The 22,840-nt window shown below is 48.3% G+C and carries 22 protein-coding genes, 1 tRNA gene and 1 pseudogene; 14 read left to right on the plus strand and 10 right to left on the minus strand.

The window, feature by feature from the left end:
• Positions 1-263: pseudogene (locus B3850_RS06950) on the minus strand (hypothetical protein); the annotation flags it as partial.
• Between the two features lie 264 nt (positions 264-527).
• On the opposite strand from B3850_RS06950, the gene B3850_RS06955 reads away from it, so the two are divergent.
• Both B3850_RS06955 and B3850_RS06960 read left to right on the plus strand, forming a co-directional pair.
• A complete protein-coding gene (locus B3850_RS06955) occupies positions 528-1,298 on the plus strand; it encodes a type IV toxin-antitoxin system AbiEi family antitoxin (protein ID WP_286876234.1) in 771 nt (256 codons plus the stop codon).
• The gene (locus B3850_RS06960) at positions 1,295-2,194 is read left to right on the plus strand and encodes a nucleotidyl transferase AbiEii/AbiGii toxin family protein (protein WP_286876232.1); all 900 of its coding nucleotides are present in this window, start codon (positions 1,295-1,297) and stop codon (positions 2,192-2,194) included. Before B3850_RS06955 ends, B3850_RS06960 begins: the two co-directional genes overlap by 4 nt.
• 135 nt (positions 2,195-2,329) lie before the next feature.
• Here B3850_RS06960 and B3850_RS06965 read toward each other — a convergent pair.
• Both B3850_RS06965 and B3850_RS06970 read right to left on the minus strand, forming a co-directional pair.
• Positions 2,330-2,406: transfer RNA gene (locus B3850_RS06965), tRNA-Arg, on the minus strand.
• Positions 2,407-2,469: 63 nt separating this feature from the next.
• Positions 2,470-4,032: a serine hydrolase gene (locus B3850_RS06970; RefSeq protein ID WP_286876229.1), complete on the minus strand. Its 1,563-nt coding sequence runs from the start codon at positions 4,030-4,032 to the stop codon at positions 2,470-2,472.
• Positions 4,033-4,188: 156 nt separating this feature from the next.
• On the opposite strand from B3850_RS06970, the gene B3850_RS06975 reads away from it, so the two are divergent.
• From B3850_RS06975 to B3850_RS06985, 3 genes are read left to right on the plus strand one after another with little or no spacing between them, the layout of a single operon-like run.
• A complete protein-coding gene (locus B3850_RS06975; protein ID WP_286876227.1) occupies positions 4,189-6,279 on the plus strand; it encodes a TonB-dependent receptor in 2,091 nt (696 codons plus the stop codon).
• A 3-nt stretch (positions 6,280-6,282) separates the two neighbouring features.
• Positions 6,283-7,326, plus strand: coding sequence for a PepSY-associated TM helix domain-containing protein (locus B3850_RS06980; protein ID WP_286911566.1), 1,044 nt, complete (start codon positions 6,283-6,285; stop codon positions 7,324-7,326).
• A gap of 15 nt (positions 7,327-7,341) precedes the next feature.
• Positions 7,342-8,877, plus strand: a complete 1,536-nt coding sequence (locus B3850_RS06985; RefSeq protein ID WP_286876220.1) for a leucyl aminopeptidase family protein — start codon at positions 7,342-7,344, stop codon at positions 8,875-8,877.
• Between the two features lie 49 nt (positions 8,878-8,926).
• Here the strand turns inward: B3850_RS06985 and alr are convergent, their stop codons facing one another.
• The gene (gene alr, locus B3850_RS06990) at positions 8,927-10,018 is read right to left on the minus strand and encodes an alanine racemase (RefSeq protein ID WP_286876218.1); all 1,092 of its coding nucleotides are present in this window, start codon (positions 10,016-10,018) and stop codon (positions 8,927-8,929) included.
• 129 nt (positions 10,019-10,147) lie between these two features.
• Here alr and B3850_RS06995 point away from each other — a divergent pair, with 129 nt between their 5' ends.
• Genes B3850_RS06995 through B3850_RS07005 form a run of 3 tightly spaced genes read left to right on the plus strand, consistent with a single transcriptional unit; the run spans position 10,148 to position 13,667 of the window.
• A complete protein-coding gene (locus B3850_RS06995; protein WP_286911567.1) occupies positions 10,148-12,199 on the plus strand; it encodes a S9 family peptidase in 2,052 nt (683 codons plus the stop codon).
• Positions 12,196-13,017 carry a prephenate dehydratase gene (locus B3850_RS07000; protein ID WP_286911569.1) on the plus strand — a complete coding sequence of 274 codons (822 nt, stop codon included), beginning with the start codon at positions 12,196-12,198 and terminating at the stop codon, positions 13,015-13,017. The genes B3850_RS06995 and B3850_RS07000 overlap by 4 nt, the downstream gene beginning before the upstream one ends.
• Positions 13,017-13,667, plus strand: coding sequence for an alpha/beta hydrolase (locus B3850_RS07005; protein WP_199493947.1), 651 nt, complete (start codon positions 13,017-13,019; stop codon positions 13,665-13,667). The genes B3850_RS07000 and B3850_RS07005 overlap by 1 nt, the downstream gene beginning before the upstream one ends.
• 19 nt (positions 13,668-13,686) lie before the next feature.
• Here B3850_RS07005 and B3850_RS07010 read toward each other — a convergent pair whose 3' ends face one another.
• Together B3850_RS07010 and purE are read right to left on the minus strand one after the other, a co-directional pair.
• Complete coding sequence (locus B3850_RS07010) at positions 13,687-14,775, minus strand: ATP-grasp domain-containing protein (RefSeq protein WP_286876211.1); 1,089 nt, start codon at positions 14,773-14,775, stop codon at positions 13,687-13,689.
• Positions 14,772-15,263, minus strand: a complete 492-nt coding sequence (gene purE / locus B3850_RS07015) for a 5-(carboxyamino)imidazole ribonucleotide mutase (RefSeq protein ID WP_053954128.1) — start codon at positions 15,261-15,263, stop codon at positions 14,772-14,774. The genes B3850_RS07010 and purE overlap by 4 nt, the downstream gene beginning before the upstream one ends.
• A 183-nt stretch (positions 15,264-15,446) precedes the next feature.
• On the opposite strand from purE, the gene B3850_RS07020 reads away from it, so the two are divergent.
• The 3 genes from B3850_RS07020 (at position 15,447) to B3850_RS07030 (ending at position 18,131) form a co-directional block, all read left to right on the plus strand.
• A complete protein-coding gene (locus B3850_RS07020; protein WP_053954127.1) occupies positions 15,447-15,992 on the plus strand; it encodes a hydrolase in 546 nt (181 codons plus the stop codon).
• A gap of 181 nt (positions 15,993-16,173) precedes the next feature.
• Complete coding sequence (locus tag B3850_RS07025) at positions 16,174-16,380, plus strand: cold-shock protein (protein WP_006954095.1); 207 nt, start codon at positions 16,174-16,176, stop codon at positions 16,378-16,380.
• Between the two features lie 179 nt (positions 16,381-16,559).
• Positions 16,560-18,131, plus strand: coding sequence for a methyl-accepting chemotaxis protein (locus tag B3850_RS07030; RefSeq protein ID WP_286911570.1), 1,572 nt, complete (start codon positions 16,560-16,562; stop codon positions 18,129-18,131).
• Here the strand turns inward: B3850_RS07030 and cysE are convergent.
• The 4 genes from cysE to B3850_RS07050 all read right to left on the minus strand — a co-directional run bounded on the left by cysE (position 18,128) and on the right by B3850_RS07050 (position 21,076).
• A complete protein-coding gene (gene cysE, locus B3850_RS07035) occupies positions 18,128-18,940 on the minus strand; it encodes a serine O-acetyltransferase (protein ID WP_286911571.1) in 813 nt (270 codons plus the stop codon). The genes B3850_RS07030 and cysE overlap by 4 nt on opposite strands.
• 9 nt (positions 18,941-18,949) lie before the next feature.
• Complete coding sequence (locus B3850_RS07040) at positions 18,950-19,408, minus strand: DUF2489 domain-containing protein (protein WP_286876204.1); 459 nt, start codon at positions 19,406-19,408, stop codon at positions 18,950-18,952.
• Positions 19,408-19,824 carry a GTPase-activating protein gene (locus B3850_RS07045; protein WP_053954123.1) on the minus strand — a complete coding sequence of 139 codons (417 nt, stop codon included), beginning with the start codon at positions 19,822-19,824 and terminating at the stop codon, positions 19,408-19,410. The genes B3850_RS07040 and B3850_RS07045 overlap by 1 nt, the downstream gene beginning before the upstream one ends.
• A 625-nt stretch (positions 19,825-20,449) precedes the next feature.
• On the minus strand, positions 20,450-21,076 hold the full coding sequence (locus B3850_RS07050; RefSeq protein WP_053954122.1) for a c-type cytochrome: 627 nt from the start codon (positions 21,074-21,076) through the stop codon (positions 20,450-20,452).
• A 201-nt stretch (positions 21,077-21,277) separates the two neighbouring features.
• Between B3850_RS07050 and yihA the strand changes: the two genes are divergently transcribed.
• Genes yihA through B3850_RS07065 form a run of 3 tightly spaced genes read left to right on the plus strand, consistent with a single transcriptional unit; the run spans position 21,278 to position 22,834 of the window.
• Positions 21,278-21,889 (plus strand): ribosome biogenesis GTP-binding protein YihA/YsxC, encoded by a 612-nt coding sequence (yihA, locus tag B3850_RS07055; RefSeq protein ID WP_380298940.1) that lies wholly within the window; start codon positions 21,278-21,280, stop codon positions 21,887-21,889.
• A complete protein-coding gene (locus B3850_RS07060; RefSeq protein WP_286876201.1) occupies positions 21,879-22,346 on the plus strand; it encodes a DMT family transporter in 468 nt (155 codons plus the stop codon). The genes yihA and B3850_RS07060 overlap by 11 nt, the downstream gene beginning before the upstream one ends.
• Entirely contained in the window at positions 22,289-22,834 is a 546-nt protein-coding gene (locus B3850_RS07065; protein ID WP_286876198.1) for a DMT family transporter, read from the plus strand. Before B3850_RS07060 ends, B3850_RS07065 begins: the two co-directional genes overlap by 58 nt.
• Positions 22,835-22,840: the final 6 nt, after the last annotated feature.

Here is a 22,840-nt window from a genome sequence, read left to right on the forward strand (position 1 = left end):
ACAGAGCGCCGGGTTTGCATATTCGGCGCCACCGCATAAGACCAGCTCGGCAGCAGCCAATTATTTTTTGCACTCAGCTTCACCTCCTGAAATAGCAAAAACAAACTCGGATAGTCTGTTAAAACGCCTGCTAAGGTACGTTGAAACTCTGGCTTCTCGGTCAATTTTTGCGTATTCCAACACAGCACGCCAAACTCTTCCCCATGATGAATAGGGTGTTTGTGAATAAACTGCTGAGGAAACAAAATTTTGGGTTTAAGCACTCATCCGCCTTTTAATGTTGTAGTGCATTATTAATGTGCAGTGGCAAGCTGAGTTTAGCTGATGAAACGTTAGTCTGGAAATGTTCGGTCATCGAGGGGGATGGAAAAAGAAAGCTAACTAGATGATATGCGTGTTTTTATGGCTGAGCATCAATCTACTCGTCACAGTTTAAAATTTAGTGTTTTTGGGTACTGATAGACCCCTAATGTAAATTAATATAAACTCATGGTAATTTGGTTTATAAATTAACGTAAAGCGGCACTATGGGTACCGAATTATCATCAAAATTGAACAAACTACTCAGAGCCCAACCTGCTGGGGTTGTGCTTTGCTCGTCCTGGCTTGTAGACAACGGTTACAGCAACGAACTGCAAAAGCGTTATAAGAACAGTCAGTGGTTTGAATCTGTCGGTACGGGTGCATTAATCCGCTTTGGCGACCAAGTCGATTACCTGGGGGCCGTATATGCAATGCAAACCCAGCTAGGACTATCGATTCATCCTGGCGGTAAAACTGCTTTGGCATTGCAGGGCAAAGCCCATTACCTTGAGCTATCCCCAAAACATGCTCAGTTATTCGGCAGGCAAGGCGAGCACCTACCCCTTTGGTTTAAAAAGCGAGACTGGGGTCTTAACGTACAATCCGCCCTTACTAACTTCTTACCACCAGAGCTTGGCTTAACCGAAATATCGCATAAACAGTTTAAGGTGAAGGTATCTGACCCAGCGCGCGCTATCATGGAATGTTTATACCTGGCACCAAAGTCACAATCATTAACGGAAGCTTATGAGTTAATGGAGGGGCTGAACAATCTGCGGCCGGCATCGGTGCAAAAGCTATTAGAAGCCTGTAATTCAGTAAAAGTTAAGCGTTTATTTCTTTATCTGGCCGACAAAGCTGATCATGAATGGGTGCAATATCTTAATTTGGATAACGTTAACCTAGGCTCAGGCAAGCGCGCTATAGTAGTCGATGGTGTTTACGTGGCTAAATACCAGATAACCGTACCTAAGGAGCTGGGGTCAATGGAATGAATGAAATCTACAAAAAGCAAGTGAGGCTACTTTTGGATGTACTACCAGAAATAGCTAAAGAAGATTGTTTTGCGATGCATGGTGGCACGGCTATTAACTTGTTTGTTCAAGACATGCCAAGATTATCCGTAGACATTGATTTAACTTACGTTGAAATCGCAGAGCGAGTTGAAACGATAGATTCCATCAATGGAGCACTGCTTCGCATAAAAGAGAGTATTGAACGACTGAGCCCATCCATACGTGTTCAGCATAAGCCCAATGTCTGTAAACTTCAGATCAGTGAACGAGACGTGCAGGTCAAGGTTGAAGTGAACATGGTAGGCCGCGGGTTGTTGAATCCCGCAGTCAGAGCACCACTTTGCGAGTCTGCACAAAAACAATATGATGTATTCTGTGCCATGCCCATAGTCCCTCTTGGTCAGATGTATGGTGGTAAGCTCTGTGCAGCTCTGGATAGACAGCACCCACGAGACCTCTTTGATACGATGTTATTATTAAAAAACATAGGGTTTACCAACGAAATTAAACGCGGCTTTCTATTCGCTCTGATTAGCAGCAACCGTCCCACCCACGAGATGCTCGAGCCAAATTTACTCAGTCAACAATCAACTTTTGAAAATCAGTTTGCAGGGATGACAAATCATGCTTTTAATTACGCTGATTACGAGGACACAAGGCTCAAACTCATCGACACAATCAAAGATAATTTAGACGCAACAGATAGAAGCTTTCTGCTCAAGTTCAACCAGCTGCAACCTGACTGGTCTGTTTACGACTTTGAGAGGTTTCCATCTGTGAGGTGGAAGCAGCTCAACTTGAAAAAGTTTAGAGCGAATAATCCCAAAGAATATAACTGGCAACTTGAAAAGTTAACCGAAACTTTAGACACTTAGTAAAGTTGAGCAGGCAAAGGTCAAAAACCAACTTTCTCAAACACTTGTGTGGGACTTTTTGTCACAGATTTGTCACGTATATGTCACAGAACATTTCTTGTTAGTGGTTACTAACGACGTGGGCTCCATAGAATATGGCGCACCCTATAGGAGTCGAACCTATGACCTTTGCCTCCGGAGGGCAACGCTCTATCCAGCTGAGCTAAGGGTGCGCATACTTTGGAAAGCGAGGGCATTATAGGGACTGGCCCCCGCTATGTCCAGAGTTGGCGAGGTTACTGCTTTTCCAGTTTCAGGTTATGAAAGTCAAAACTAAAGTCAGTGAAGTCCGCCACTGCTTCCATTGTTGCCGTCTTTATTTCGTTGTTTCTATTCACATTAAAATCAATAAAGGCATCGGCTTCTAACAAGGCTTCATCCCAGCGCACAATAAAGGTATTACCGTTGTAATGCTCCAGTGAGCCTTTCAGCATATCGGTGTGCGTAAAGTCTATACGCAGCGTATCATCCTGCTCAGAAATAACGACATCGCCGTACCAAGCATCTTTATAGGTTCCCGCATATTTCGATAACGCCAGCGATGGCTGCGGATCATCAACGGCTTCTACTTTAAAACCCGCTTTTTTCTGAATGAATTCATGATATTTCTTACTTTCCTTTGCCACCCAGTCCTGGTCCGGCACATCCAGGACTTCTTCCAGAGACTCTTGCACTATTGCGGTTAACGCACCAAACGCCTGCTGGTTACTCAGAACGGTAATAGCAAACTCTTTTTCCGGAATAACCGTTGTGAAAGACAGCATGCCCAGAATACCGCCACTGTGCGACACGTGCTTAACGCCGTAGTAGTCCTTCACAAACCAGCCCAAACCATAACCACGGAAGTAGGTACCCTGCTCTGCAGCGTTAGCCGATACCGGCAGTGGCGTAGTCAGTTGCCACATGTCATGCAGCGACTCTTCCTTTAACAAGCGTTTGTCGGTCGGTGTTTCGCCTTCATTCAGCAAAGTCAGCAGCCAACGGCTCATATCATCAACACTTGCTGCCGTTGCGCCAGCGGCAGAAAAGTCTTCCAAAAAGTCGAGCGGAAAGCGGTGTAGTTCGCCTTCCATTTCAATGGTGCCGACGGCTACATTGTCATAGCTTTCATCAATACGGGAAAAACCAATGGTACTTTCATCCATTTGCATCGGTTCAAACAGTGTTTGTTCAACGTACTGATGATACGGCATACCCGATACTTCGCTGATCACCTCGCCGGCTGTCACAAACATTAAATTGTTGTAGTCAAAGCGTTCGCGAAAACCGTGTTGAATAGGCACATTCGCCAACCCGGCAATCACTTCATCTGTGGTTTTATCGGTGTTCGGCCAAATCATCAGATCACCGGCACCTAGCCCAAGACCAGAGCGGTGACTCAGTAAGTCTCGAATGGTCAGTTCGCGAGTAATGTACGGGTCTGCCAGTTTAAAACTGGGTAAGTGTTCAATGACTTTGTCATTCCAGTCTAACTTGCCCTGCTCAACCAGAGTCGCCATAGCCGCAGCGGTAAATGCCTTGGTATGAGAAGCTATGCCAAACAAGGTGGTTGGCGTAACCGGTTGCTGCGACTCCATATCGCGCACACCAAAACCTTCCGCTAAAACCACTTCTCCGTCTTTTACTGCAACAACCGCAAGGCCCGGAATGTTAAAAGCATCCAGAGACTGTTTGGCGGTTTGACGAATTTTTTGCTCGAGTGAAGTACCTTCTTCTGGCTCGACCTTTGCGCGGTCAGAGCAAGCCACTAAAGCGCCAGCAATGGCACTAACACACAAAATTTTGGATAGCGTTTTCATGATGATCTAACCTTTTTCTTGTTTTCTAACAGACTACCACAACCGAATTAACTTTTACCGATATCAACTATAGCGAAAACTAAGTTAAGTTTTTATTGACACTAGAATGCGAATCGTTATCATTGGCGCCAAATTATTTAAATGATAAGGATTCTCATGTTTAAGAAGTCTCTTGCCCTTGCAATCCTCGCCGCTATCTCTGGTTCTGCGTTTGCACAACAAGCGAAAGTTGATGAAACCATCGAAATTAAAGCAACCCGCACCAGCACTCCGCAAAGTGCTATTCCGGCTACCGTTTCGGTTATTGAAGGTGAGGAACTGCGCCAGCAATTAAGCGTAGCTGAATCTTTATCAGACATCCTTGGCAACCTGATTCCGGCTTATTCACCGTCTCGTCAAAAACTGACAAGCTCAGGCGAAACCCTACGCGGTCGTGACCCTTTATACCTTATCGACGGTGTGCCTCAATCAAACCCTCTGCGTAATGGCTCTCGTGCCGCCTACACCATCGACCCTTTCATGATTGAGCGCGTTGAGGTTATTCACGGCGCCAGCGCGATTCAAGGTATGGGCGCCAGCGGCGGTATCATTAACATCGTTACTAAAAAAGCCGAAGACGGAACGAGCCACGAAGTCAACGCCGGCTTTAGCGCACCAGATTCAGAAGTCTCAGAAGGGTTGAGCTATCAGGCTGGCTACCTTCTACGCCATGGCAGCGGTCAATGGGATGTAATTTTTGGCGCCCAATACCGTGACACCGGCATGTATGTGGACGGAAAAGGTCAATTGATTGGTGTTGATACCACTCAAGGCGACACCATGGATTCCAAAAGTTACGACTTGTTCACGAAAATCGGCTACGACATAGATAGCAAACAGCGTCTTGAGTTTATGCTCAACCGCTTTGATATGTCGGGCAACGGTGACTACTACTCTATTGACGGAAACCGCGCTGAAGGCATCCCCGCGTTATCCGTTAAAGGTGAATATCCGGGCGAGGCCCCCGAAAACGAAGTTACCACTTCAAGTCTGACTTACAGCAACAGCGACTTCTTAATGGCCGACCTAAATTGGCAGCTGTTCTTCCAGGACTTTTCCGCTCTATACGGGGGTGGGACCTATGCAACGTTTCAGGATCCTGCATACGGCGACGAAATTTTTGACCAGTCACGCAACGACTCGCGTAAATATGGTTCACGCTTAACACTCAACTGGAACAACATTCAGCAATCGCCTGTATCTTTTAGCGCTGGGCTCGATTTTTTATCCGACGAAACTTTCCAGGAGCTGGCTCAAACAGGTCGTAAATGGGTACCGGCAACGGAATTCGAAAACTGGGCACCATATGCGCAACTGCGCTATCAAGCAAACGGTCTGACTTTAAGCGGCGGCTTACGCTATGAATACGGAAAATTAAAAGCCGATGACTTCACCACGTTGGCATCTTACGGGTCTGTCTTCGTTGAAGGCGGTGAACCAAGCTTTAACGAGTTACTGGGTAATTTGGGCGCTGTTTATGCTCTGAACGACGAATGGCGTGTCTTCGCAAGTTATTCTGAAGGCTTCAGCATGCCCGACGTTGGTCGTGTATTGCGCGGCATTTCAACACCTGACTTAAGTGTTAGCAGCTTCCTGGATCTGCAACCGGTTATCGCTGACAACGAGGAAGTCGGCATTGAGTATCAGGGCAATGCATGGAATGCCTCACTGAGCTATTTCCGCTCAAGCTCTGACCTGGGCGCTCGCCTACAACCCGATGCTGATGGTTTTTACAGTGTTCAGCGTGAAAAGACTGAAATTGACGGTATTGAGTTTAGTACCCAATATGCGCTATCCAATGATACTGCTTTAGGACTGAACTACGCTGACACCAATGGCGAGTATGACAGCAACGATGACGGCTCAGTCGACACTAAGCTAGGCGGCCGTAACATTGCTCCGAAGCGCGCCAACCTGTTCTGGTCACAACAGTGGACTGGCATGGTAAGCAGCCGGGTACAATGGAATAAGCTATTCGACCGTGACATTTACAGCGGTGAAGACGCCATCAACAACTTCGATGGTTACAACACAGTCGATGCAACCGTCCTGGTCGAAACTCGCGATATGGGTCAATTCTCGCTGGGTATTGAGAACTTATTCGATAAGTACTACTTCACCTATTACGCGCAGACGGTCGGCGGCGATAACCGTAACTTCACGGGTCGCGGACGCACCATTAGCTTTACCTGGAATTACCAATGGTAAGCCATGTCGCTTAAACACAAGCTGCCTACACTAACTCAATGGCACCGATGGCTGGGCTTAACGCTCAGCCTTTGGCTTTTATTGATGGCAGTAAGTGGTTCGCTGCTACTCTACAAAAATGACCTACTGCAGATTTTTTATCCACAACTCAATTTAGCGCAGCCCGTTGAAATGACAACTGCTGCAGCCATTTTAGATCAGTTCAATAACGGCTACGCCCTCATGCCAACTGCCGACCGTCCCTGGCTCGAAGTGGTTAACGCGGACAAAACACACTTTTACTACGACGCCAACGGCAATCTGCTGCTTGAACGAGAGTATTTAGGGGATCTCACAAGCTGGCTTGTTGAGTTGCACCATCACTTGGCACTCAACGAACTGGGTAAAGATATTCTGGGAATTTTGGGCTTATTAAGCCTCGTCCTCATCAGTACAGGCTTAATCCGCTGGTGGCCACGCAGAGGCAGTTTTCGGCGCGCTTTGTCTGTAAGGTTTTTTAATCCGTTCACTAAGCGCGGTAGCCAAACCTTATGGCAATTGCATCGGTTCATTGGTGCTGTACTTTTCGTTCCTGTCACTATCGTACTAATCACCGGTACCGCCATCATGTACGCCGCTCCGGTAAAATCAGCACTAATTTTCCTACTCCCGTTTACTCAGTCAATTGAAACGCCGGTACCGCCTTCTATGGCTGCCGATAACTGGCAACAACGGCTAGAGCTGGCAAAGCAAGCTCTCCCAACGGCGGAGGCTCGTTTGCTTTATCTGGAAGAGCTGCGAATTAGAGCTAAACACGCAAACGAATGGCACCCGAATGGCCGCAACTATATTGAGTTCTCTGAAACCGGAGAGGTTAGTCAGGTTATTGATGAGCGAGAAACCGCTCTCGGTAATCAAGTTTCGAATATGATTTACCCGACTCACGTGGCCTCGGTTGGCGGAGCTTTTTATTTGTTCATCGTGCTTTTATCGGGCTTGGGCTTAATCGTTTTGCCAGTCAGTGGGTTATGGTTTTATAGTAAACGCAGACAACTCAAGAAAACCTAATTCAAGGAAAACACTATGTCGTTAAAACAGGTCATGAGTGCTCTGGCTGTTTCTTCGGTTTTGTCGCTGCCTGCGTTGGCAAGTGACTACCTGGACACGTCCACGAGCTTTTCTGATGAAAACAAACACACCAAAACTCGCGTTATTTTTGTGCCGGAAGGTACGGCAGTTGAGCTACCAGAATGGTCAGGCTCTGATGTAAATGCCGTTAGTCGTGCTGCAGAGATTGAGGAATTTAAAGGCGAAGCCTCACAGTTAACAACAGTGATTGCCCCTGAGGGCACCAAAGCCAATCACCTGCTTCTGGCGGGCGTAGGTAACCCGGCTGAACTTTCCCGGTTTGAAGCGGAGAAGTTAGGTGCGTCTATTGCTGCCGCTTTAAAGCCTGAGCTAGAAAGCGTTGTTTTCGACACACGCCTAATCAGCAACCCGGGCATTGCCGCCGAACTGAGTTCGCACATGGCTCATGGCATCGACTTGCGCAACTATCGCTTTGACCGTTATCAGTCCGAGCCAAAAGAGCGTCCACAAACGGCTTACCATTGGTTAGTAAAAAGCCCTGACATGGCAGAGAAAAAATATCTGGCCTCGCGCGCTATTGCTGAAGGCGTGTTTGTTGCCCGCGACATTACCGCCCTGCCCGGCAGCGACGGATACCCTGAAGCCATTGTGAAGTTAGCTCAGGAAGCCATGAAAGACTTAAACATTGAGCTGACTATCGTCACGCCTGAGCAAGTTAAAGAAATGGGCATGGGCCTGCTTCACAGCGTTAGCCAGGGCAGCCAACACGGCTCTTACCTGCTGGCCGCGCACTATAAAGGCAGTAACGCTGACCCAATCGCATTGGTCGGTAAAGGCAATACCTTTGACACCGGTGGCTATAACTTAAAAACCAGCTCCTCTTCTATTTTGCGCATGCAGACCGACAAAGCCGGCGCTGGAGCCGTTATTGGCGCGGTTATGGCGCTAGCCGCACAAGAAGCGCCGGTAAATGTCGTTGCTGTAGCACCACTGTCACATAACCTCATTTCAGGTTCAGCAACGTTGCCGGGCGACGTCGTTAAAGCCGGTGACGGTACTTTGGTAGAAATTGCTAACACCGACGCCGAAGGACGTCTAATTCTTGGCGACGGTAACTGGTATGCCAACGACAAGTTCAAACCTCGTGCCATTGCTAATATTGCGACATTAACCGGTTCAAAAGTTGGCGCCCTGGGTACTGGTTACGCCGCTCTGTTTGCATCTGAGGACGACTTACGCTCAGCCATTATCGAGGCTGGCAATGTCACTGGTGAGAAAGTCTGGGAACTGCCATTAGAAGGCTATGACGGCATTATCGACAGCCCGCTGGCCGATATTCGTAACATTGGCTCTCCGGGCACACAGGCCGGTGCAGCGTTTCTTAAGCACTTTGCCGGTGATACGCCTTGGATCCATATCGATATGGCCGCTGACGCGATGGTCAGTTCAGATACCGGTATTCATCCGGCAGGACCAACCGGCTTTGGAGTGCGCTTGTTAACTGAGTGGGTTCATCAGTTAGAACAATAAGCAACACCAGGCTTCTCATTAAAAGGCACCCGCCAATGGGTGCCTTACCTTAAACCCGAACCCTGGGTACTCTCACGCTAACACCAGTGAGCAAGTGCCAGGAAATAGTCCCTGCACATGCGGCAATTCGACGCACATCGACACTCGGCCCCCAAAGCTCAACATCGTCGCCTATCTGAACATCGGCAACATCCGTCACATCTATGGTCAGCATATCCATTGATACACGACCGGCTAAACCAACGGTCTGTCCACGAATCATAGCAGGCGTTCCGTTTTCAGCCTGGCGCGGATACCCATCGGCATAGCCCATTGCCACGGTTGCTATAATGCTTGGTCGTTGAGCTGTCCACGCACTACCGTAGCCAACCGACTCTCCTTTCTCGAGCTTATGCAACGCAATAACGGGAGCAACCAGACGCATAGCTGGCTTTAAACTAGACTGCACTTCTGTAACCGTTGACGGATTAACGCCGTACAACAACAACCCTGCCCGAACCCAATCATTGTCTTGCAACACCCACTGGGTTTCAGGGTTCAATAAGCCCGCTGAATTGTGGAAACTGCGTGCTTGATAGCCTTTGGTACTCTCAGACAGCTGACAGAACAGTCGCTTTTGTTCTGCGTTCAGTTCATGGTCTGCGTCAGCATTCGCTAAATGCGACATGAGGGTAACGCCCGCCACGTTCTGGCTTGCGTTTAACCGCACCAGTACTTGTTGCGCCTGTTCTTCAGACCAACCCAGGCGGTGCATGCCTGTATCGACTTTTAACCATACCCACAGCGGCTTATTTAACGCAGTTTGTTCAATAGCCTGCAATTGCTGCTCACAGTGAACAACGGGGCTTAAATTATATTCTGCACACACAGTCAGCTCTGACGCCGAGAAGCAGCCTTCCAAAATAACCAAAGCCCCCTGATACCCAGCTTCACGAACCGCTAACGCCTCTTCCATGAAACCAGCCGCCATACCATCGACATGCGGCTTTAACGCATTGGCAGCATGAACAACGCCATGTCCGTAACCGTCTGCTTTTACCACTCCCAGAAGCTTGCCACCCACCATTGTTTTACGCACCCACTGAGCGTTATGTGCTATTGCTGTGGTCGATATTTCGGCACGAGTTTGGCGGTAATGCATGCGTTTTCCTTATACCTGCTTTGGGAACAGAGTGTCAGTTTACCGTATTTTCTGCGAACTTGAACGGAACTCTTTGCATCGCTTCGTCAGCTTGAGTAACGTAAAGCCATAACCAAAAGGAGAACAACAATGTGGTTAAAGCAATCCGTTATCGCAGGTAGCTTAGCGCTACTTTTCACTTCCGCGCCAGCTTTGGCTCAGGAAACCGCCAAAACGACCTTTCAGGCGGAAGATATTTTCCAGCTGGAATACGCCAATCAAGTCAGTATTTCACCAGACGGTAAGTACATTGCGTACATCCGCAACAGCTTCGACGACATGAAAGACAATACTCATCGTTCATTATGGCTGATTGATACCGAAACCGGTCAGCATTTACCAATTTTTGACGATGAATTCAGCTACGGTAGCCTAGCTTGGTCAAACGATGGTACCCGCCTTGCTTTTGCCTCTAATCGCTCGGAAAAGAACCAAATTCATGTGCACTGGATTAAAGAGCAGCGCACCGCCAAAGTCACTCACGTAAACAATAGCCCGGGTAGCATTAGTTGGTCTAACGATGATTCTCAGTTGGCTTTCACCATGTCAGTGAATGCTGAACCGACGCCATTCGCTAAAAGCGTAAAAAAACCGAAGAAGCCGAAAGGCGCAAAGTGGTCTAAGTCGCCGATTATTGTTGAAGAAGCTTATTATCAGCGCGACGGTAAAGGCGTTCTGGAGCCGGCGCATACACAACTCTTTGTGGTTCCGGCTGAGGGCGGCACTGCACGCCAGCTGACCGACGGCCCTTACCGACATGGCGGTCCACTGGCCTGGACCGAGGACGACAGCCATATCGTATTTTCCGGCAACCGCTCGGAAGACTGGGCGTATCAGGTGAATGAAAGCGACCTTTACAGCGTCAGCCTGAGCTCAAAAGAAGTGGCGCAGGTCACTGACAAACCCGGCCGCGAGTCGTCACCGCAGTTCTCTCCTGACGGCGAGCGCCTGGCATACTTACACAGCTCGAACGAGCCGGTGCCTTACCATAAGTCACAATTGTGGGTCATGGACTGGAGCGAACGCTCAGAGACAGAACTTCAAGCTGACTTTGACCGTTCTTTTAGCTCGCCACAGTGGACTGGCAATGAATCACTGGCGGTTTCATACGCTGATCAGGGGAAAACTGTTGTTGCTGATGTCACTTTAAGCAATGAACTGACAAACCGAGTGGATGACGTTTCCGGCGTTTATGTCAGCCGCCCTTATACCATGGGCTCGTTTACGGCCTCAAAAACTGGCGCTATTGCCTACACCAAGGGGTCCGAATATCGCCCCGCCGATGTCGGTTATCAGCCACAAGGTGGTGAAGCGGTTCAGTTTACTCAGTTAAATGAAGATCTGCTCGGCCACCGTGAGCTGGGTGAAGTTCACGAAATTCGCTATGAGTCACGATATGACGGTCAGGAGATTCATGGCTGGTATATTACTCCGCCGAATTACGATGAAAATAAGGAGTACCCGTTACTGTTAGAAATACACGGCGGTCCTCACCTGTCTTATGGTCCGCATTTTGCCGCTGAACACCAGCGCTATGCAGCCGAGGGCTATGTGGTCCTTTATGTAAACCACCGCGGCAGTACTTCATACGGTAAAGACTTTGCCATGCTGCTGGACGGCAACTACTCGTCACCTTATGACTTTGCTGATCACATGACTGGCATTGATTTACTCATTGATAAAGGCATTGCCGACTCAGACAACCTGTTTATTGCCGGCGGTTCTGCAGGTGGCATCGCCACAGCCTATGCGGTAGGACTAACCAATCGCTTCAACGCTGCTGCCGCCACTAACCCGGTTATTAACTGGGTCAGTAAAGTACTGACGGCTGACAGCTCAATTGGCCAAATCACCAACCAGTTCCCGGGTATGCCATGGGAAGAGCTTGAGCACTACTGGCAGCGCTCGCCACTGTCTATGGTCGGTGACGTTGAAACACCGGTCATGCTGTTCACCGGTGAGAAGGATCGTCGTACACCGATATCGGAAACCGAGCAATTCTACCAGGCATTAAAGCTACAAAAAGTAGATACGGCTATGGTTCGTGTTCCGGGCGCTTTTCATGGCGTTACAGCTCGACCTTCCAACATGATTGCCAAAATTGAGCATGCACTGGCCTGGTTCGAGCAATATAAGAAATGAAGCTAGCCACTTTAGGCCCTGCCGGCACCTTTTCGGAGGTTGCCGCTGGGCTTTACCAACCAAACCAACAGCATTACATTCAATTACTAGACAGTTTAGTGAGCTGTCTGGATGCGGTGGGCCAGGAATGTGATGCCGCGGTTGTTCCTATTGAAAACCTAACTGAAGGTTTTGTGTCACCAGTAGTGGATTATCTGGTGCGACGCCCGTTGCGCATTCAGGCGGAAATTCGTATTCCGGTTAGCTTTCAGTGCCTGAGTAACAGCGCCAGTCCACAGCAAGTATGGGCACAGTTTGTTGCTGCCGGGCAATGCAACCAATACTTACACAGCTTAGGCTTACCGCTTATTCACACGGCCAGTAACGCGTTGTCCATGGAGGCACTGATAGCCGCTAAGGAACCCTCTGCCGCAGTGGTTCCGAAACACCTGAGCTGTCCGGAAGGACTGCAAATGCTCAAGAGTGATATTGCAGACAACCCACACAACGAAACGCGCTTCGTGGTATTATCAGCCACATCCGAAGAGCCGGAATTCGATAAAGATAAGCGCTGGAAAAGCAGTTTGCTTTTGATTGATGACAACGACCATCCGGGCTTGTTAGTCGATAGCTTACAGGTTTTTGCGCGACAGCAAATTAACTTAACCTCGATTGTATCGCGTCCGGCCGGACGCCAGTTTGGTGACTATCATTTCTTTATCGACTTTGATGGACACCGCAGTGAAGCAGGTGTCGCTTTGGCTCTTGAAGAACTGACTGAAATGAACAACATTCACTGGCTGGGCTCTTACCCTGCCGCAGAAATAGGAAAGCAGTAATGTCTCTGGAAGTCATAAAACACGAGCCGGCAGGCACAGCCGACGCCGTTATCATTTGGTTGCATGGCCTGGGAGCCTCGGGCAATGACTTTGTCCCTATGACCGAGCACTTAAAATTTGCCAACGCGCAGGTTCGCTTTTTGTTTCCTCACGCACCACAAATGCCGGTTACCATAAACCAGGGTATGGTCATGCCTGCCTGGTACGACATTACCGACATGAGCATCGACCGCCAGATAGACAGCGAACAGTTGCGCGAGTCGGCGGCCAAAGTGCATGCCATGATAGACGAGCAAATTGCTCAGGGCATCGACAGTAAGCGCATTATTATTGCCGGGTTCTCACAAGGCGGCGCCGTGGGTTATGAAGCTGCTTTGACCTACCCGAAACCGCTGGCGGGTTTAATGGCGCATTCTACGTACTTTGCTACAGCCGATGACATTCAGGTAAATGAAGCCAATGCACAACTGCCCATTTTGGTTCAACACGGTACTCAGGACCCTGTGGTTCCGGAAGTTCTTGGCCAGAAAGCCTGTGCAATTTTGAAAGAGAAAGGGTTTTCAGTGACGTATCAAACCTACCCAATGCCGCACTCTCTGTGCTTAGAGCAGGTTCAGGATATGCAGAAATGGCTGGATGAGCGGTTTTAACCGCTCATCTAAGCAGGTATTAACTCGCTAACAGTTGCAGTTTATCCGCCCAGGTAGAGGCTAAATTCTCGCCCCGCTCAAACGAATCAATCATAATATTCACATGGCCCACTTTACGACCAGGTCGCGCATCCTTGCCATACCAATGACATTCAGCAGCTGCCGCTTCCCATAAAGCCTCCGGAATACCCGCAACGCCAATTACGTTCACCATTAAGGTGGGGGCTATCAGTAAGTCGGGCAGCGGTAAACCGGTAATGGCGCGAATGTGCAGGTTGAACTGGTCACAATTAGCGCCACTCATCGTCCAGTGACCTGAGTTGTGAACCCGCGGAGCCACTTCGTTCACCAGCAAATGTTGGTTTTCGCCTTCACCAACGACAAAGAACTCAATAGCTAATACGCCCACGTAATCCAGCGCGTCGGTCAGCTTCTTATGATGCTCTTTGGCTAACGCCTCAAGCGCTTTAGAAAAATGCTCTGCGCCCGCCAGACTGTAAGATAGAATACCCTGAGTATGGACGTTTAATGTCAGCGGGAAACAGCGCTGCTCTCCCTTGTGTGAGCGAGCTCCCACAACAGAAACCTCGTCGGTAAAGTCAATCATGTCTTCAACAATACCCGGGCGTTGCCCTGCCTCTTCAGCGACAGCGGCGATGTCCTCACCCGGCTTCCAGCGCCACTGGCCCTTGCCGTCGTAGCCGCCTTTCGCCGACTTAATGACAACCGCATGGTTGCAGCCTTCTAAAATAGCCGTCAGCTCAGCCACATTCTCATAGGCTTTCCAGGCGGAAGTGGGAATATCGAGTTCATCACAAAGCGCTTTTTGCGTACGACGATCAACTAAACCGTTGAAACGCTCTGCTTTTAATAAGAACTTATCGGCGGTTTTAGCAACCAGCTCTTCGCCTAAATGCTCGTGCTCCCAGGTGGTTACATCTGCCCAGTCATTCGCCTCAGCTAACGTCATTGCCAAAGGTTGTTGGCTACCTAGAGCCATCACCTTATCCAGTCGGTCACTGTATAAGACACATTCATGCCCCTGCTGAATAACGGCTTTACCCAGCATTTGGCCTAACTGCCCGTTGCCAAGGATCAAAATTTTCATTTTGGCAGCTCCAAATCTGAGTTAGCCATCACTTTTTCTTTCTGCGCTTTGCGGAATTCATGGACGCGTTTACGCACTTCGCTGTCAAAGCTGCCAATAACCTGAGCAGCCAACAAGCCCGCATTGGCCGCACCGGCATCACCAATCGCCAGAGTACCAACAGCCACACCTTTAGGCATTTGCACAATAGACAATAAACTGTCTAAACCTTTTAACTGCTTGCTTGGAACCGGCACACCAAACACCGGAATGGCCGTATAAGCCGCCAGCATACCCGGTAAGTGAGCAGCGCCGCCGGCGCCGGCAATAACCACAGGCACTCCATCTTGCTCGGCTTGTTCCATCGTCGACTTAAGTAAGTCCGGCGTACGATGCGCAGAAACGACCTTCGCCTGCCACTTTACGTTCAGCGATTCCAGCATTTCTGCTGCTTTTTGCATTACCGGCCAATCGGACTGGGAACCCATTAGAATCAATACCGGAGCCATGGTGTCACCTTTTATTTACTGTTTTGGATGTGCATCTGCATTTGGAAAGGCGGGAATTGTAGCTATTGGCGGGCACGACTGCAAATTTACTGCGGACTTTTTAAGCAGGTTACGACTTTTTGCTAATCGCCTTGTTAATCCGCTAAAGTAGAATGCAATAAAACATTGCTAATGAGGTATTCCATGTTGCTTTCAGCCCAAGACTCGCTGCTTCTTATTGTCGACGCTCAGGAACGGCTGTTACCGGCCATTCACCAGCGAGACATTGTCACCTCTCGTATGCGCTGGCTGGGTGAAATTGCTATGCAGCTGGACGTACCCATTTTAATTACCGAGCAATACCCTAAAGGCCTGGGCTACACCGTCAGCTCTTTGCAGGAAATTATTGAAGCCGGTCGTGTGGTTGAGAAAACGCACTTCAGTGCATTGAAAGAGCAAACGTTTCGCGATGTTCTTAGTGAATACAATAAAAAACACATTGTCGTCATGGGTATGGAAACTCACGTTTGTGTCATGCAAACCGCCATTGATATGCAAAACGCCGGCTACCAGGTGTTTTTGCCGTCTGACACTGTTGGCTCACGACGTCCCACAGACAAAGAATGTGCGATAGAGCGCATGAGAAACTCGGGCGTTGAAATTATTACCTCCGAAATGGCGGCGTTTGAATGGCTTGAGAAGTCTGGCACCGATACTTTCCGCCACATTAGTCGTAACTGGTTAAAATAAAACAAGGTCTTGTTGACTCGGGCTGTATTAAGCGTATACTCGAAGCCGCTGAGAAAATTTCGGCTATTGATTTGAGATTATTTACGAAGTCCTTTTTGCTGTACCTCGTTTTGTAAGTCCAAGTAATACCAAGTTTTTTGAGCATTTTTGTTTTTAACATGCACTACGAGGAAATATCAGCATGTCTACTACTACTGGTAAAGTAAAATTCTTTAACGAAGCAAAAGGCTTCGGTTTCATCGAGCAAGAAAATGGCGCAGACGTATTCGTACACTTCAGCGCTATCCAAGCAGACGGTTTCAAAACTTTGGCTGAAGGCCAGCAAGTTTCTTTCACCGTTGCTCAAGGTCCTAAAGGTCCTCAAGCTGAAAACGTAGTTCCTATGTAAGGAACTCTTAGTGCACCTTGTGCATTAAGCGTTTTAAAGAATTTCGAAGCGCCGCTTTTTAAGCGGCGTTTTTTTATGCAATTAAGCAATTTATTTCGGCTTCCCCTAAACTTTCCGTTCAAAAATACGATAACCTTACTAATATTGATGTTAATCAAACTTCTGTAATAAAGGTTGCTATGAAAAATAATGGTCCGGTTACCGGCAAAGAACACCGCTTTCCCGAACACTATCGGCTAATTTCGTCGACAGATCTAAAAGGTGTTATTCGTCACTGCAATGAGGACTTCGTCAAGGTCAGCGGTTATAAACGAGACGAACTTATTGGTTCGCCACACAACATTCTGCGCCACCCGGATATGCCTGCCGGCGTATTTGAGCAAATGTGGAAAACCATTAAACGCGGTAAACCCTGGATGGGGCTTGTTAAAAACCGTTGTAAGAATGGCGACCACTATTGGGTCAGTGCGTATGTAACGCCCATTATGGAAGACGGAAAGCCTAAAGGGTTTGAGTCCGTTCGTGTCGCCGCATCAGACAATCGTAAAAAACGCGCGCAAGCCATTTATGATCGCTTAAACGCAGGCAAGCACGCATTACCTTTAGCACAGCGTTTATGGCTTGGCAGCAAAGACTTGATGCCCGTAGTAATACCAGGCGCCGTGGCCAGTGCCGTCATTGCCTTAATGGGACAGCCTATTTCTGCACTCATTGCGCTTGCGGCAACCGCCGTAACGACCTTTGCTTACGGCGCCTATATTGGCCGTATGCTACAAGGGCTACTCAACCTGCGCCCAGAAGCATTTGACTCTGAGCTGGTCGGTATGACCTATTTTGATATGCAGGGTCGTGAAGCAAAACTGGCAATGCAGTTGCTAAGTGAAGGCGCGCGTAATAGAACCGCACTAAGCCGCATGAAGGACGCAGTTTCAGGGCTTCTCACTATTGCAGAAGACACGCATCAGCAAGCAGCTGACAGTAAGACGCAAATTGACAAACAAACAGCATCGACCGAGCAAACGGCAACGGCAATGAACGAAATGTCCTCAGCTATTCAGGAGGTCGCTGATACCGTTGAACGTAATGCGCAGCAAGCCGAGTCTGCTAATGCGAACGTTGAGAACAGTGTCCGTTTAGCCCGTCAGGCAAGTGACGTCATTGTCAGCTTGCACGATGCAGTTAAAGAGATTGCTCAAACAGTCCATGAGCTAGATCAGTCAACAGGGGCTATTGGCGAAGCAGCCGATTTAATTTCGTCTATTGCTGACCAAACAAACCTGCTGGCGCTTAATGCCGCTATTGAAGCCGCTCGCGCTGGTGAGCACGGCCGGGGTTTCTCAGTGGTCGCCGACGAAGTACGCAACCTGGCACAGCGCACAACCCAGTCAACGGACAGCATTCATCAAGTTATTCAACAGCTGCGCGATAAAGCCAGCAATGCGGTATCTGTATCCAATAAAGGCGAAGAAGCCGCAGCAGACGGAGTTAATAAGGTTCGGGAAGCAGATGCCGCGTTAGGTGAAATATCAACGGCGATTCAGGAAATTTCCGATATGTCGACGCAAATGGCGTCTGCGGTTGAAGAGCAAAGCGGCGTTGCTGAACACATTAGTGAACAAATCACGTCTATTGCTGACACCGCTCGTTCTACTCAGGCTACGTCAGAGCAGACTCAAAGTTCAAGCACAGAGCTGCAATCAACCATTAAGCAGCTCTACTCGCTTATTGAACGCTTTGACTTGAAGTCCTAAGAGTTATCCTGCTCTTTATGGTGAGTGCGTCGCTCAGCGGCGCGCTCTGTTTCTTCCAAAAAGTCCACGTCATCGACATCAACTTCCGGAATTTCACCACACACATCCCCGCCAAGCTTATTGACCGCCTGGCACAAGTCCGAAACTTTTGTATCGAGAACCTGAACATGGTCGAGCATACGACCGATTGCCGTCGCGACAGGGTCTGGGTTATCCGCGGAAATGGCGTAAGCATCGAACCCGTACTCTTTTGCCATTTTCTCCCGACGTTCGCTAGTCTCTTTATCGACACCCGACTTCGCCACGCGAGCAGGAATACCAACAACCGTCGTTAACTCAGGAACATCGCGTACCACCACGGCATTCGAGCCAATTCTCGCTTGCTGCCCAACGGTTAAAGGACCTAACACTTTTGCACCGGCACCAATAACAACGCCATCTTTCAACGTCGGGTGTCGCTTGCCTTTATGCCAGCTGGTGCCCCCTAAAGTCACACCATGATACAAGGTCACATCGTCACCAATCTCTGCGGTTTCACCAATAACGACACCCATGCCGTGATCAATGAAAAAACGGCGCCCAATTTTGGCTCCGGGATGGATTTCTATTCCGGTCAACCAGCGCGCGACGTTGGAAAGAAAACGAGCCAACCAGTAAAGCTTCCAGGTCCAGAGTTTATGGCTTATGCGGTGAAACCAAATGGCATGCAGTCCAGGATAATGGAACAGCACCTCCATTGTGTTTCGCGCAGCTGGATCACGCTCGAATACACTGGCGATGTCTTCTTTCATTCCTTTAAAAAACGCCATGCGGCCTCCTCAGGCGGCGGGAAAGTTTTTCAATAGCTTGTCGACGTCTGCAAGAATAATGTCGCGCATCGTTTTCTCATAACCTTCACGCTCATCATCAAGTTCTCGAATTTTCTTCTTCGGAAACTTCTTACGGTTTTCATGCGTCGGCATGTGCTTTATTTTTTCATACATGTCGTGCATCGCTGGGTAATCCTGCGAGTAGTCATATTTTACAGCTTCAGGTCTATGATCAAGCAGCACGACAATGCGCAGGCACCCCTCAGAAAGCGGGCATTGCTCTTGCTGCATCGCTTTAGCAATTGTAATTATGCTCTCATCAATTCTATCAACACGCTTTTGTACAGCCGCTTTGCGCAGGTCGTTCTGACCACGCAAGCGTAGCATTAGCGTTGCCGCATACCACCCAAGCCCAATAATAATAACGAGCCCAACTATAGCTATCACCCAAAGTAATTCACTGGACATTAGTACTCCTCATCATCCCAGTCGTCATCAAGCTCGTATCCCAGCTTGCTGATAAGTGTTTCGTAACGCTCTGATTTTTCGTCCAAATAGCGTTGATCGTCAGCGTTGAGAGTCTCTCCTTCCTCAAATCGCTCGACCAGACGTTGCAGTCGCTCGTCATTTTGCAGCTGTTGCAGCTCCTGCTCAGGCGTCATTACGAGTTCTATTTTACGGCGGCTACCAACGCGAGGATCTTTCTCATCGTCACTTTTACTGTGAGTCAGTGTATTTTTTTGACTCTCTAAGTGCCGCTGACCCGGACGCTGACCTTTACCTATCTTTTTGCCTTTTGTAGTTGGCTCACTTGGGCGTTTGTCTTTTGGCTGCTTCGAAGGCGCCAAAGGCCCTGTCTTACGTGTTTTCTTTCGGCGAGTCATTGTCGCTCCTGGTTAGGAAAACTGTCTGTATGAAGATATAGGGGTATTGTAACGCAATAATGCGTATAACGTCATTGTTGGAATAGTAATGAGGATATAGAAAGAAAAAAGGCGATGTTTCCATCGCCTGCTTTCTCATATGATTGGCAGCGCACTGCTACTATGAGAATGGTTGTCACTGCTTCCGAGTTGTTATTGCGGTCTTCCGTAACCTGGTTTTATTGTTGTTATTATTAAATGGAGCAACCGCAAGCCTCTCGGCTATTTACTCCCTGGATTATCGATAAATGAGATGACCATTTATAAAAACGAAATCTAACTTTTCGATAATCTCCTCGACCTCTTGTTATTTTTTTGTATCGAGTCAGCTGTATTTTTACAGTCTTTTTATTATTTTCTCAAGGACTCTGTGCCAATTATTTTTGTTTTTGTCAGGCTACACCGTCCTCGAGCGTTGTTAACAATACTTGAACCAAATATTAATTCAACAACTTTCTTGATCTAAAAACCAACTTTTTTATTACTTTTTGTTAACAATGGAAAAAACAGCTTACTTCTTATGAGTTTAGTTATAAAAAAAGCGGCCGGAGCCGCTTTTAGAATGTTTATCTACTTTTTAAGAGGCTTAATACAATCCACTTAAGAATTTTGACATCAGCTCAATTTCTTCATCTGTCATCTTTTCAGCAACGCCTTGCATCATACCGTTAGGGTCATTTGCGCGTTCGCCGCTGCGGAACATTTCCAACTGAGACTTAGTGTAAGCTGCGTGCTGACCTGAAATGTCAGGGAATGCCGCTAAGCCCATTCCGTTACCACGAGGTCCGTGACAACCCGCACATGACGGGATGTTACTTTCAGGATTACCACGACGGAAGAAGTCTTCGCCTCTGGCTATTAAGTCTTCAGGCGTTTCACCTTTTGGCTCGTCTTGTGACGCGTAAAACGCGGCTAAATCGGCCATGTCCTGCTCAGACAGACTAGCAACCTGGCCCATCATTACGGCGTTATTTCGACCTTCTTCGCCGCCTGTTTCAGACGCCAGTTTAAAGTCTTTTAATTGCTTTAACAGATACTTTTCATGCTGACCGGCCAGGTGCGGGTACATATCGGTCGGAGATTCACCATTGGGCCCATGACAAGCCGCACATACCTGCGATTTCTCTTTACCAGCTTCGGCATCGCCACTTTGCGCTAATGCGATACCCGTGGTACCGAAGAAAAGTCCCAATAAGATTGCGAATTTTTTCATGTTTGCTTCTCTTCTGTTCTGGATGGCGCCATGCGCCCCAACAAATCACCTTAAACAGGTTGCTATTTTACACAAAACTTGTGTGGATTAAATGATTAATAGCTAATCTATCTGGAATTCATCGTTGGCTGACGTGCTCAGATCATTCATAATGGCGTCTGTCTTTGCTTTTTTAACCAATAAGTGACCCTATCTGTGTCGATGAAACCTTTGAACTACGCAAGCGCCAGCTTTGTTACCAGTGCGCCGGATATTACCAAGTTACCGCCTGATACGGGAATAGAGATAGCCTTTGCCGGACGCTCAAACGCCGGCAAGTCAAGCGCTCTCAACACGCTTACACGGCAGAAGTCGCTGGCAAGAACCAGTAAGACTCCGGGCCGTACGCAGCTAATTAACGTGTTTGAGCTCGATAGCGGAGAGAGACTTATCGACCTACCCGGTTATGGGTTCGCCAAAGTCCCTATGGCTGTTAAAGAGAAATGGCAAAAAGCATTGGCTGAATATCTGCAAAAGCGCGATAGCTTAAAAGGCATTGTGGTACTCATGGATATTCGCCACCCGTTCCGTGAAACTGATCAAGAGCTTATCTACTGGGCTGCGGACTGCGGCATTCCTGTACTCGCGTTGCTGACAAAAGCAGACAAATTAAAGCAAGGTGCTCGTAAATCAACCGTTCTACAAGCTCGGCAAGCCGCTATTGCCTTCAACGGAGATGTTCAGGTCGAAGCCTTTTCGTCATTAAAGCGCATTGGCGTCGAGCAGCTTGAAAACAAACTTAACGAGTGGTTTGGCAGCCAAGATGACGGATAACCAACACCCATTAAGCGCCTGGTTACTATTAGGTCTGCTGTCTCTTATTTGGGGTAGCTCATTTTTGCTGATTAAAAAGGGGCTTATCGCTTTTGGTCCAATGGAAGTCGGCGCACTAAGAATCAGCTCGGCCGGCATTGTGTTAGCACCTTTTATTGCGAAGCGTTTGAATAAAATAACGCGTAAACATTGGTTGAAATTAGCCAGCGTTGGGTTAGTCGGTAGCTTCATACCGGCTTTCATGTTCGCAATTGCACAAACGCAACTGGCCAGCGGTGTCACCGGCGTGCTGAATGCACTTACACCTATCACCACACTGGTTATCGGTGCCCTGTTTTTTCACCAGTCTGCTCGTATTGCTCAAGTTATCGGCATTATTATTGGTTTAGGGGCACGCTGTTGCTCATTACCGCATCCGCTAACGGCGGCTGGAACTTTAATCTCTACGCACTGTTAGTCATGGCTGCAACCGTTTGCTATGGCCTTAACCTGAATCTGATAAAGCATAAAATAACCGACCTCGCACCACTGACAATAACCGGCATTTCATTATTAATGGCTGCAGTACCTGCAACGATTTATCTGTTTGCTGGCACTGACTTTATGACGCAAGTTCAACAACCGGGCGCAATGCTGTCTTTAGTGTCGATATTGGTTTTAGGAATTATTGGTACGGCCGGCGCCTTAGTTATTTTTAACCATGTGGTTCGTTTAACGAACACAGTATTTACCAGCTCAGTAACGTACCTTATTCCGGTTGTTGCGGTTTTGCTGGGTGTACTAGACGGTGAACCTTTCTGGCTTCAGCATGGTGTCGGCATGGCAGCCATTTTGGTTGGGGTTTGGTTTGCTAACCGAAAGGGCCGCTCCGGGCTTGCGGGGATGCCTGCGCAGGACAAAAGCAATAACAGCTCGACTAAGAAAAGCGCATATCGAGTAGGGTGAGGCGTC

This window comes from Idiomarina sp. UBA4520 (assembly GCF_002388365.1).
GTDB lineage: Bacteria > Pseudomonadota > Gammaproteobacteria > Enterobacterales > Alteromonadaceae > Idiomarina > Idiomarina zobellii.

Excerpts from the sequence above, each read along its gene's own strand:
- B3850_RS07050 (WP_053954122.1), bottom strand. The coding sequence starts at position 21,076 with ATGAAAAAATTCGCAATCTTATTGGGACTTTTCTTCGGTACCACGGGT.
- B3850_RS06980 (WP_286911566.1), top strand. The coding sequence starts at position 6,283 with ATGTCGCTTAAACACAAGCTGCCTACACTAACTCAATGGCACCGATGG.
- B3850_RS07030 (WP_286911570.1), top strand. The coding sequence starts at position 16,560 with ATGAAAAATAATGGTCCGGTTACCGGCAAAGAACACCGCTTTCCCGAA.
- B3850_RS07025 (WP_006954095.1), top strand. The coding sequence starts at position 16,174 with ATGTCTACTACTACTGGTAAAGTAAAATTCTTTAACGAAGCAAAAGGC.
- B3850_RS07040 (WP_286876204.1), bottom strand. The coding sequence starts at position 19,408 with ATGTCCAGTGAATTACTTTGGGTGATAGCTATAGTTGGGCTCGTTATT.
- cysE (WP_286911571.1), bottom strand. The coding sequence starts at position 18,940 with ATGGCGTTTTTTAAAGGAATGAAAGAAGACATCGCCAGTGTATTCGAG.
- alr (WP_286876218.1), bottom strand. The coding sequence starts at position 10,018 with ATGCATTACCGCCAAACTCGTGCCGAAATATCGACCACAGCAATAGCA.
- B3850_RS06975 (WP_286876227.1), top strand. The coding sequence starts at position 4,189 with ATGTTTAAGAAGTCTCTTGCCCTTGCAATCCTCGCCGCTATCTCTGGT.
- B3850_RS07045 (WP_053954123.1), bottom strand. The coding sequence starts at position 19,824 with ATGACTCGCCGAAAGAAAACACGTAAGACAGGGCCTTTGGCGCCTTCG.
- B3850_RS06970 (WP_286876229.1), bottom strand. The coding sequence starts at position 4,032 with ATGAAAACGCTATCCAAAATTTTGTGTGTTAGTGCCATTGCTGGCGCT.
- purE (WP_053954128.1), bottom strand. The coding sequence starts at position 15,263 with ATGGCTCCGGTATTGATTCTAATGGGTTCCCAGTCCGATTGGCCGGTA.
- B3850_RS06995 (WP_286911567.1), top strand. The coding sequence starts at position 10,148 with ATGTGGTTAAAGCAATCCGTTATCGCAGGTAGCTTAGCGCTACTTTTC.
- yihA (WP_380298940.1), top strand. The coding sequence starts at position 21,278 with ATGAAACCTTTGAACTACGCAAGCGCCAGCTTTGTTACCAGTGCGCCG.
- B3850_RS06955 (WP_286876234.1), top strand. The coding sequence starts at position 528 with ATGGGTACCGAATTATCATCAAAATTGAACAAACTACTCAGAGCCCAA.
- B3850_RS07060 (WP_286876201.1), top strand. The coding sequence starts at position 21,879 with ATGACGGATAACCAACACCCATTAAGCGCCTGGTTACTATTAGGTCTG.
- B3850_RS06960 (WP_286876232.1), top strand. The coding sequence starts at position 1,295 with ATGAATGAAATCTACAAAAAGCAAGTGAGGCTACTTTTGGATGTACTA.
- B3850_RS07000 (WP_286911569.1), top strand. The coding sequence starts at position 12,196 with ATGAAGCTAGCCACTTTAGGCCCTGCCGGCACCTTTTCGGAGGTTGCC.
- B3850_RS07010 (WP_286876211.1), bottom strand. The coding sequence starts at position 14,775 with ATGAAAATTTTGATCCTTGGCAACGGGCAGTTAGGCCAAATGCTGGGT.
- B3850_RS07005 (WP_199493947.1), top strand. The coding sequence starts at position 13,017 with ATGTCTCTGGAAGTCATAAAACACGAGCCGGCAGGCACAGCCGACGCC.
- B3850_RS06985 (WP_286876220.1), top strand. The coding sequence starts at position 7,342 with ATGTCGTTAAAACAGGTCATGAGTGCTCTGGCTGTTTCTTCGGTTTTG.
- B3850_RS07020 (WP_053954127.1), top strand. The coding sequence starts at position 15,447 with ATGTTGCTTTCAGCCCAAGACTCGCTGCTTCTTATTGTCGACGCTCAG.